Raw genomic sequence first — 9,778 nt, 5'->3', positions numbered from 1 at the left:
CTTCATCGGGAAACTCGGTGGGTGGGGTCGCGGTATTTTGCCAAATCAGAAAGTTTTTTTCAGAGTTTCCCTAATGGAAACTCTGAGAAATCACGTTAGCCACAGCGGGGTGGCTGTGCACCTTGTAAGCAATCCTGATAAATGGATTTTGAACGAGAATAAACAAGCCTCGAATCTTGTATTCAATATAGAAATTTATGCGCTTAAGGAGCGGCTTGCTGATAATTCTGGATTTAAACCGTCAGTGCTGAAGGAACTTCCGGACAAGGTTGATCTTAAAAAGGCTGTCAGGTCGTACGTTGGTGCAATCAGTAGTATTCAAGATGAGGTGCGAAAAATAATAACGAGTGCAGTGGAGAGTGCTCGGTCAATTATTGAGGGTCATCTTGAGATGTATGCGGAAATAAATAATGGCGAGTCATTTGCAGTTGGTGCTTATAGTGCTGCTGCACATAGGCTTGGTAAGAAGCCGGTTATATTGTTGCTCGAGTGGGATGACGTCAGGATCGGCCTGCTAGAGAAAAACCAATCCATTTCCAATATGGAGAAACGTCACGTTAGCAGCGCTCTTGCTCAGAGTGATTAACTTTTTGATCTTTGTGTTTGAGGTACCTCTCACGGTCATGGATGTGCACCTAACTAGGGTGTGTACTCACAGTCAGTTAGGGAGAGGGCCGTTTATGTTCGTTCTTCGCCGATCAGCAAGGTTCCTCCTTGGTTAAGGAAACTAGGAACTTCCAGAAAACATATTGGTCAGTCTCCGCAATAGCAGGTGATGGGCTCGTCGGTCGGGTCGAATAGATCACCTTGGCTGGCGGCGAAACGCGCCAGGTCGGCGTAGGTGGGACCGTCGGCGCGAAATCTAGCGCCGCTCGGCTTGCTGGCAAGATTCAGCGACTCCATGCGAATCCACCATTCGGCTGCCTCGGGCCTAGCCTTGATGAGAGCCAGGCGCTGGCGTTGGGGCTTGAGGAAGCAGAGGTCACAGTTCCCTTCCAGCGTGCGACCGTTGACGCTCAACAGCCGTAGGTCGAAGGGTTGGGACTGCCAGAAGTCGATCACGTCATGCACCGTGATGCCGGCCTCAGCCAGCGGCATGCACATGATCTCGCTGGACGACTCGGTGGAATGCCCTCGCGCGCGAATTTTGGCGACCCGGCGCTGCTCGTCGGCACGAATACCGATGAACTGATCCCACTCCGTCCAGCCGAGGCTGCGCACGAATTTGTGCATCGGCCGGATCTTCAAGCTGGTGGTGCAGGCGCGGGCCACAGGGTTCGGTAGATACTGGCGGTGGCGGATCAACGCCTCGAACGGCTCGCCCTCTCGGCTGGCGGTGGCGAAATCTACCACTGCAAATCCCGCTTCCGTGGTTCGGTATTCGAGCCAATGGATAGGCACTTTCCAGCGCTCGGCGCATTCGCACACGAAGCGCAGCGTAGCCTCGACTTCCTTCCCGGTGTTGGCGAAGCAGACCACGGTATTCGCGGGCAATCCGCCGTTGGCCTGCAGCACACGCCAGAGCATATAGGCACTGGTGCGGCCGCCACTGAAACTGATGCAGGTGGGGTGGTCGATCTTGAATGGGTCGCGCATGCGGACGTCTCCTAGGGCAGGCCGGCGTCAACCGGCGAGGGGGCCGGTGCGGCCTGGAGACGGGGAGTGCGTGAAGGAGCGCTGCGAACAGAAAAAGCCCCCGCGAACGGGGGCTGTGGGGGATAGGTCAGTTGCCGCCTGGTGTTGGTGGCACTGGCTTGAGGGACAAGTGGGTGGCGGTGGCAGACAACTCCAGGTCGTCCTCGCTGTTCAGGATTTGGCCGAATACCTTGGCTTTCGGGTCGAAGTTCTCACCGAAGTCATCGCCGCCGAGTTCGGTCCTTGCCAACTCCCACCAGTCATCGAATGGATCGATGTCTGGATTGCAGCCGACCGCATAGGCGAGCAACGTCTGGCGTCCATCGGGCCGACGTTCGCCCCGCTCGGCAAGGAAGTACACGCCCTGGTCTTTGGCCAGGATCACGCGGCACTGATTGGCAACCGCCTCGGCAAGCACTGGGCGCAGGTCTGCGCCTTTGAATCGTAGAGACATGGATTGATCTCCTGATTTATGGATGAGGGGCTTCTTGCCGCAAGGGCGAGAAGCTGTGCGGTCAGTGCCGGGTGGGCTTGCTCCCCGCCAGGCGCTGCACGCGGATGCGCCGCCAACTTCCATCGTCGATCAGTTGCTCCAGCGTTTCCCCGAGCGAGTCGAAGAACACTTGATCGATGCGTTCGACGAGTTCCCCGGCGCGTTTCAGCTCGATCGCGTAGAGGTCGTCGGCACGCTCGTACAGCACGGTTACCTGACCCTGGAACTTTGCTGTGGCAACGGTGAAGCTGATCGCTGGCGGCGTCCTGATGATGTCGTCGGGCAGCGGGTCGACGAAGGAGAAGTCCCGTGCACCGGCATCCACCAGCAAGTGGGTGATGCAGCGGAAGCCATCGGGAGCAGGCAACTGTTCGAGCTGGTTGATGAGTTCCTGCAACTCTGGGCAGCGTGGTTGCGGGATCGGCAGCTTGGCCGGCGCGGAACCGAGGATGTGCGTTTGTACCGTATAGGGCGTGCCGTCTGCGGTGTGTTCGATGCGCTCTTCCGGTGTGTCCGCGCGCAGACCGTCGAAGCGGTGGCGGGCATACGGCTGGACCTGCACCTTGGTGCCTTCGTCAGGTACTTCGGTCAGCAGTGCGCGATCGAGCACAGCGAACTCGGCACGACCGGTCTTGACGACGATGGCGTCGCCGGTGTCGGCGATTACCTTGCCCTCGAACGGCTTGGGATCGATGTGGAAGCCGAGTGTCGAGACCTTGGGTTGTCCGTCGAAGATATTGAACTTGAACGTGCGGACATTGCGGGGAACATGACCGGCAACCAGAACAGGCATTTGTGCGCGGATGGCTTGGGTATCCATTGGAGACTCCTTGATGGAAAACAAGGGACTCCTGCCTGCAAGGGAGGATGTCCCTTGAGGGCTGGATGGCGCGACATGCGCCGGATAACAGTGCAACCAATGCGGTGAACCGCACCGCAGTCTCTAAGGTCTCGACTGCCTGGGATGTTGCCAGCGACGCCAGCGAACATACGGTAACGATGGTGCGCAGGCGCTCGGTTTGCCCGTGGCAAAGCGAATCCGGTGGCCACCGTATTGGCCATTCTCCAAGCGAGAAAAAGCCCCACGATGAGGGGCTGAGAGAGCGGCCAGGGCACACTCCAACTATCCGGCCTTACACCTGATACAGCGCGAGTCCGTCTAGAGGCGGGGCGTCGGCATCCAGAATCAGGATGCGAACGTCGGCCTCGGCTGCCTGATGCAGGACGCCCACTAGTGACGCTGGAACGTCCTTGTCCAGGTGCTCCTGGCGCAGTTGCTCAGCAGTGATGCCTTCGACGTGCAACAGGTTGTCGGTTGCCCAGGGCGTGGCGATCAGCTTCACCCCGATGGCCGGACAGCAGGGAATGTGAAAGGCGACGAACAGCAGGCCGGTCGGCGTTTTGGTATCCGCCATTTCACACAGGTAGCGCATCGCACCCTCGGTAACGTGCGCGGTGCTGATTTCCCAGCAGCGGCTGTAATGCCCGGTCTGGAAGGTCAGTCGCCGCACGACCTCACGCGCGTTTTCCTCGGAGTAGGTATCGCCGATGTGGGTGGATACGCCGTTGTCGTTTCCGTGAATGCTGTAGAGCACTGCCTGGATCGTGCCCGCTCCGCCGCACAGCGCGTCGAGCTCCGGTGCAATATCCTGTCCTTCGGTGATGAGCACGAAACTGTCGTTGAAGATGCACTGACGGTACAGCGCCTGTTCATCCGGCAAGTGGCTTTGTGAAAGATGCAACGGCCGATACGTCACTGGACAGCGGTCGTCGTAGCTGATGACCGCGACTCTCTGAATATGAAAATCGTGGTAGCCACGGACGAAGGGATTGATCGGGATGTTCATGTTGTCGCTCCTGTCGAAAAAGACGGAGGGATATGGCCCCAAGGGACGCGTGTCCCTCGGGGGCTTGGGAAAAATGGAGGCTGAGAGCAGGCTCACCAGCCGTCGTAGTGAAGTACCAGATCGGCGATGACCTTGCGGCGCTCCAGATCGAGACCGCCGAGATCGGCAAGTCCCTCGAAATGGCAGCGTTTGAGCATCGCGCCGCCTTCACTGGCGTTGTAAAAGCTGACCATCGCGGAAAGAAACATCCGTTGACCGCCGCTCAGAACGCCCAGGGCGTCATTGAGCCTAAGTACGTTCGGCCGTAGCTCCCACTTGGTCTTGGCTTGTTGCATTCCTTCGTGGGTGCCGTCGCCGAACCACTCGACACCTGCGATTTGGATGCCTTGCTTCCAGGCTTTCAAAAAGGCTGCTGGTGCATGGTCGAAGTGCAGGATTTCCCGTGCGATCTGATCAAGTACGTCTTGGGGTAAAGACTGGTTCATGATGTGCTCCCGATGGGTAGAGGTCAGGACTGGAGGCGCTGTTGCCAGTCCCCTGTTGTCAGGGCCTGGTTGGCTGCGTGAAACGAACGGAAGTACTCGACGGACTCGCGCGATACCGGACCATCCTCGTCGGCGGTGCCGATGTAGTAACCGGCACCACTGCGTAGCACCTGAAGTGGCCGGCGCTCGCCAAGGTGGGCCAAGGCCAGGTAGCCGACGGATTCGGCGCGAGCCTGATCGACGCTGAGTGGGGTGGGTGAAGACGCATGGGGCATGAAAACCTCCCGGTTGAAGTGGAAGCACCGGCACCCGTGGGCGCTCATCCGTAGGCACGGTGCGAAACGGACTGGTTGGGTAGGCGCGGAGGACTCCACGGTGCAGCCGAGGACCCGTGCTGCGGGCATGGTGTCGACCGAGGTCGACGACACATGGGGAGCAGCTTCGAGCGGCTAGGGGAGTGCGTCAGCGGGAAATGGGAAACCGGCAGCCCCTGATTTAAGGAGGAAGCGAGCGGCGCATGCTGGTGTGTTCTGGCAGGAAAAAAGAACGCTCCCGAAGGAGCATTCATGGGACAGGTCAGGCCGTGACCTCTTGCAGTTTGCCGTTGCCGTCGAAGATCAGCTGTACGACCGCCCCGGCCAGCTTCGGCAGGGAACGCTGGCACAGCACATCTGGCAGCAGTGCCCTGACAACCTGGGCGGGGTCTTGCGAGCAGCCTACGGCGACGAACGTGGCGAGCGTTTGCGCGTCCTCATCCTCTCGACCCTCGTCATAGCGGTCATCGAAGATGTAGTCGGAAACGAGCTCCGTGACGTTGCCAGACTTCGGCGTGAGGTAGAGCGTGTTGTCCTTGCGCAGTGCATCCACCGGATACTCACCAGGCTCGCCTTCCAGGCTGACGATCAGGGTGTCGACCAGGATCAGCTCGATGCACTCCGCCAGGGGTGGACAGCTCTCGCTATGGAGAGTCGCGTCATGACGGACGCCTACCTGATCCGGCGTGACGGCTTTGACCATGTGCCTCAGCCAGTGATTCGCATCGAGGCGATGCTCTTCCAGCAAAAAGGCTTGCCGTACCTCGAGGTAGGTTTCCACGGCGAGGTCATTTTCTCCGTCGCTGTCGATGGACCAGACGCCTGTTTCCTCCAGCGCAACGCGGGCTGATATTCCATTCAGCGGATAGCGTTCCCAGTAGCGGTAGTATCCCGCCGGGTTGTCTTCCCAGTTGCGAAACCACTCACGCAGAGCGAATGGCACGTCGTTGAGCAGGTCAGCGTTCGACGAAGACAGGCAGGTTTCCGCAAACAGCTCAACGAACTCGCTGGCAGCCAGTCGCTCCTTGGCTTCGAGCAGCGCTTGCCGGTAGGTCTCCCTGATCGCCGCTTGAATGCGTTGGTGATCCTCCGCCTCGTTGAGTAGGTGCTGACGATCTGGCAGGCGGGCGACCATGTCGTCGCGCAATAGCACGATCTGATGCTTGAAGAAAGCTGGAATCCTGCCGATGGGCAAGCTCTGGAGAAAGCACCGCCATTGTGTCGGTGATGCGTCGAGATCGAGCAGAACCTGGCCTATCGGTGTTTGCCTCCATGGCAATCTCGCATCTGCCAGCGGGCGAGCGATGTCGACACCGTTGAGCGATACGCGCACCGGAAAAGCCTCGCACAGTTTTTTGAGCTGATGCTCGGCCCATTGCGACAAGGTGAGGTTGGTTTGCGGTGATTGCACACCGTCCAATCGGATCTCGGTGCCGACCCGCGAGGGCTCGGAATATACCTCGATGGCGTCGCCGCGGATGATGGTCGCCGTGGCGGCGTTGAAGGCCTTGCTGCCTGAATGCACCGATAGATGTTCGGCGAAGTACAAGGTCGATAGTACGCCGAGACCGAATGCGTTCTCCCGCTCTTTCAACTCGTGATCCCAGCCTGATTCGGCGATGAAGATCAAGGTTTGAAGATCGGTGATACCGCAGCCGTCGTCGTCGATGATGAGGGTGTTGCCGTCGGCAATGATCTGGATGTGGCTGGCCTGCGCGCGGCGCGCGTTCTGCAATAGTTCGCCAAGCATTGAATGCGGGGTGAACGCGTGGCGCAGGTTGGCGATCAGTTGGTGTTGGTTGGTCTTGAGACAAATGGTGCTCATGGGATTGACTCCTGATAAGGGGTACGCCCGTCAAGGGCGCGTGGACGAAAGCGATAGGCGCAGGCGATGGCGGGGGCTGGCGGAGCCAGGTGCCAACGGAGAGGGAGCAGAAGGGCATCGACGCCGAGGGAAGGCGTTTATCCGCGGTGGGCGATGCGGAGCGGATTGCGTCGGTCGCTACGGGGAGTAGCGCAACCTTGAAGACCGTGGTTGCCGAGGGGCGCGCTGAAGGTTCAGCGATACCTGGGAAGAGAATTGCCGGGACATGACGGTGTGATCATCCGACTATCGGAACTGGCCACCGGCCGCCTTCATGTCAGTGCCTGCAGCAGTCGTTGCCCGACCCAGGCGATGCAGGGCACCGCCATTGAGTTGCCGATCGCCTTGTAGCGTGGAGCATCGGCCGCTGGTTTGCCTCGGTATGGCACAGCCGTATAACCATCGGACATACCCTGCAGTCGCTCGCACTCCAGTGGCATCAGCCGCCGCACGCGCCACTGGAGCCAGTTCTCCGCGCTGGGATCGTTCTGCTCGTAGCGAAAGTGCGCTTTGTGGCTGGGCACCAGCACGTAGCCTTTGTCGCTGCCGCCACTGCAGGCCCGCAACGTCGGTGAGATACCATCCCCCAGTTCAGCGGCCAGGCCATGCTCACGGCCGCGCAGGGCCACGCTGAGCACCATCGGCATGCCCTGGCCGGGTTTGCCGCCGCCGGTAGATAACGCTCCGGCGATTTGCCCGTGGCCGGATTCCCAACGCAGCTCCCCGCGTGAGTTCTGTGCAAATGCGATGGCCGGCGTCACCTTCGTGCGTAAGGTAGGTGCCAGGTTCGCCGCCGTATCTGCCCCGAAGTCCTGAGCCGTAAAGGCAATGATCGGAACACCACGACCGGTGCCATCCTCACTGCAGCCTTTGCCGTTGTTCGCTGTATTCAGGGTATGGCTAATGGAGCCGGTGACTGATTGAACCAGCAAGGTATCGGTCTCGAAATCGCCTTTGGTGCCAGCCTGTGCCGTCAGGCAGGCGGCGACGTCAAGCGGCCCTGCGGTATTGCCGCCGCCGAAACCGAAGGACACCATAATCTTGCGGTAAGGCTGTTTCAGGTGGGCATAGTCGACTGGCTCAGCAGCGCCAGATGCAGCAGACGTGGCAACGTCTTGCCACGGTGCGCGGCCCTGCGCAGGATGCCCGAGCACGCTGTCGGACTCAAAAAGTACCTCGGTGGGATCGAGATCCTCTCGACCACTTGCCACAAGAATGATTCGACGCCTGCGTTGGGCGACGCCGAAATATTGGGCGTCGAGCAGCCGCCACGCAACGCGACGGCGGGGTCCAGACACACAACCCGCGTGCGTCCACCGAGTCCCTGGCGGTTCGAGTGGACTGCTTTCGCCGGCCAGTGCGCCCAAGAGACATCCGAAGGCATTGCCTCGGTCGCTAAGGACACCTGGTACGTTTTCCCAGACGTGCGCTGCCGGCGGGCGGCGGGTTTCGAGGCGGGCTTGATCGATGGCATTTGCGAGCTCCACGTAACTTAGGGTTAGGGCACCGCGCGGATCGTCCAGCCCATGGCGGGCACCGGCGATGCTGAACGCTTGGCAAGGGGTTCCTCCGACCAGGATGTCGGGGGCTGCTACAGCGCCGGCGAGCACCTGGTCAGCGATCCGCGTCATGTCCCCGAGGTTGGGCACCTTGGGGTAGTGGTGGGCGAGGAGTGCGCAGGGGAACGGATCGATTTCGGCGAACCAGGCTGGCTCCAGGCCGAGTGGTTGCCAGGCGAGGCTGACGGCCTCGATACCGCTGCAGACGCTGCCGTACTGCAGTGGGGGCCTGTGGGGTTGAGGGTGCATTGGGTTATCTCCTGTTCATGGGCTCGGCGGCAATGCGCTCGCCGAACCGCTGGTTTCGGATAGGCAGGAGAAAGGTGCCGAGGGCCTGGGCCTTCGGCTGTCGAGGAAGAAACCACCTGTGAACTGATGCAGGGAGTGGCCGTCGTCAAAGCCATCCGCTGTCGATTGCACTCGACCCTTGTCGTGGCTGGGGTCGAAAATCCTTTGGCGCGCATCTGCGCACAAAAGGAACCCGTTGTTTCACCGGCGGGCACCGGCACTGAATACCGTTCGACCCGAAGGGTCTCCTGGGGGCTCGTTCTGCTATCGAGCGAGGCAAGGCACCAGGGGACCCGTCGGAACGAAAAATCAGCCGATCAGAGCGTCCGTGAGATACGGGCTGCGGATGAATCCGCCTTCTCGTCAAACCAGCGAAACTCCGGCGACGGGCACACGTTGCAGAAGGATGGTGCGTGCTGGGTTCCTCGCGGGCGCGAGGTATGCGCATCGACCGTGGTCGATACGATGGGGGAGGTGGTGGAGCCTCGACCTATTTTGAGGTCTGTCGCGGCTTGCGTGTCGCGCTGCGTTTTGCGCTGGCTTGCTGGATGGGCAGGGTGCCTTTGCAATCGGGATAGTTGCGGCAGGACCAGAAAGGACCGGTCTTGCCGGTGCGTTGACGGGTGGCGCTGCCACACAGCGGGCAGGCGGGGCCCTCGGGTAACTTGATGGACAGGGTGGTGCCGCGATACTGCTGCACGAGCTGGGTGATCCACATGGATTGCTTCTCGACGAAGGTATCCAACGTCATGCTGCCTGCTTCGATCATGTCCAGAGCCTGCTCCCAGACGGCGGTGGTGCCGGGGTCGGTAATGGCTGCTGGCACCGCATCGATGAGGGTGCAAGCCGCCTCTGAGGCGCGCACGGCACGACCTTTCTTGACTAGGTAGCCACGGTCGAGCAGGCCTTTGATGATGCTGGCGCGCGTGGCTTCGGTGCCGATTCCTGTGGTTTCTTTCAGCTTCTGCTTCAACCGGGGATCGGTGACCAGCTTGGCGACACCCTTCATGGCCTTGACCAGATCGCCCTGCGTAAAAGGTTTGGGCGGTAGTGTCTTGAGTGCTTTCAGATCGACGTGGCCGACCTGGCAGGACAGCCCTTCGCGCATGGCTGGCAACACCTGGCTGCGCGCTGTCGATTCGCCGTCCGCGTCGTCCGCTTCCGGTACGGCCAGCACCTGGTGCCAGCCGGAGATGATCACCTGCTTGCCGATGGCTTGGGAAACTCTGAAAAAAACTTTCTGATTTGGCAAAATACCGCGACCCCACCCACCGAGTTTCCCGATGAAGCAGA

General features: G+C 60.3%; 10 protein-coding genes. 1 reads left to right on the top strand and 9 read right to left on the bottom strand.

Annotated elements, in window-relative coordinates; genetic code table 11:
* A partial coding sequence (locus AC1Q6I_RS34355) for a hypothetical protein (RefSeq protein WP_492618419.1) occupies positions 1-586 on the top strand: 586 nt, incomplete at its 5' end.
* A gap of 167 nt (positions 587-753) precedes the next feature.
* Here the strand turns inward: AC1Q6I_RS34355 and AC1Q6I_RS34350 are convergent.
* The 9 genes from AC1Q6I_RS34350 to AC1Q6I_RS34310 all read right to left on the bottom strand — a co-directional run.
* The gene (locus tag AC1Q6I_RS34350; RefSeq protein WP_102625696.1) at positions 754-1,596 is read right to left on the bottom strand and encodes a phosphoadenosine phosphosulfate reductase domain-containing protein; all 843 of its coding nucleotides are present in this window, start codon (positions 1,594-1,596) and stop codon (positions 754-756) included.
* 127 nt (positions 1,597-1,723) lie between these two features.
* Positions 1,724-2,089 carry a DUF3085 domain-containing protein gene (locus AC1Q6I_RS34345; RefSeq protein ID WP_102625695.1) on the bottom strand — a complete coding sequence of 122 codons (366 nt, stop codon included), beginning with the start codon at positions 2,087-2,089 and terminating at the stop codon, positions 1,724-1,726.
* 61 nt (positions 2,090-2,150) lie between these two features.
* The gene (locus AC1Q6I_RS34340) at positions 2,151-2,948 is read right to left on the bottom strand and encodes a GTPase (protein WP_102625694.1); all 798 of its coding nucleotides are present in this window, start codon (positions 2,946-2,948) and stop codon (positions 2,151-2,153) included.
* Positions 2,949-3,261: 313 nt separating this feature from the next.
* A complete protein-coding gene (locus AC1Q6I_RS34335; RefSeq protein ID WP_102625693.1) occupies positions 3,262-3,975 on the bottom strand; it encodes a DUF5983 family protein in 714 nt (237 codons plus the stop codon).
* Between the two features lie 92 nt (positions 3,976-4,067).
* Positions 4,068-4,460 (bottom strand): hypothetical protein, encoded by a 393-nt coding sequence (locus AC1Q6I_RS34330; protein ID WP_102625692.1) that lies wholly within the window; start codon positions 4,458-4,460, stop codon positions 4,068-4,070.
* A gap of 23 nt (positions 4,461-4,483) precedes the next feature.
* Positions 4,484-4,735, bottom strand: coding sequence for a hypothetical protein (locus AC1Q6I_RS34325; RefSeq protein ID WP_102625691.1), 252 nt, complete (start codon positions 4,733-4,735; stop codon positions 4,484-4,486).
* A 301-nt stretch (positions 4,736-5,036) separates the two neighbouring features.
* On the bottom strand, positions 5,037-6,599 hold the full coding sequence (locus AC1Q6I_RS34320; RefSeq protein WP_102625690.1) for an ATP-binding protein: 1,563 nt from the start codon (positions 6,597-6,599) through the stop codon (positions 5,037-5,039).
* 311 nt (positions 6,600-6,910) lie between these two features.
* Positions 6,911-8,446 (bottom strand): DNA cytosine methyltransferase, encoded by a 1,536-nt coding sequence (locus AC1Q6I_RS34315; RefSeq protein WP_102625688.1) that lies wholly within the window; start codon positions 8,444-8,446, stop codon positions 6,911-6,913.
* A 529-nt stretch (positions 8,447-8,975) separates the two neighbouring features.
* Positions 8,976-9,778: DNA topoisomerase (locus AC1Q6I_RS34310; protein WP_492618418.1), on the bottom strand; the 803-nt coding region annotated here is incomplete at its 5' end.

The organism is Pseudomonas sp. MPR-R2A5 (assembly GCF_058793055.1).
This window is presented reverse-complemented; position numbering and strand designations above follow the sequence as displayed.

What these genes read in the sequence shown, in the direction of transcription:
- AC1Q6I_RS34350 (WP_102625696.1), bottom strand. Translation starts at nt 1,596, where the DNA reads ATGCGCGACCCATTCAAGATCGACCACCCCACCTGCATCAGTTTCAGT.
- AC1Q6I_RS34345 (WP_102625695.1), bottom strand. Translation starts at nt 2,089, where the DNA reads ATGTCTCTACGATTCAAAGGCGCAGACCTGCGCCCAGTGCTTGCCGAG.
- AC1Q6I_RS34340 (WP_102625694.1), bottom strand. Translation starts at nt 2,948, where the DNA reads ATGGATACCCAAGCCATCCGCGCACAAATGCCTGTTCTGGTTGCCGGT.
- AC1Q6I_RS34335 (WP_102625693.1), bottom strand. Translation starts at nt 3,975, where the DNA reads ATGAACATCCCGATCAATCCCTTCGTCCGTGGCTACCACGATTTTCAT.
- AC1Q6I_RS34330 (WP_102625692.1), bottom strand. Translation starts at nt 4,460, where the DNA reads ATGAACCAGTCTTTACCCCAAGACGTACTTGATCAGATCGCACGGGAA.
- AC1Q6I_RS34325 (WP_102625691.1), bottom strand. Translation starts at nt 4,735, where the DNA reads ATGCCCCATGCGTCTTCACCCACCCCACTCAGCGTCGATCAGGCTCGC.
- AC1Q6I_RS34320 (WP_102625690.1), bottom strand. Translation starts at nt 6,599, where the DNA reads ATGAGCACCATTTGTCTCAAGACCAACCAACACCAACTGATCGCCAAC.
- AC1Q6I_RS34315 (WP_102625688.1), bottom strand. Translation starts at nt 8,446, where the DNA reads ATGCACCCTCAACCCCACAGGCCCCCACTGCAGTACGGCAGCGTCTGC.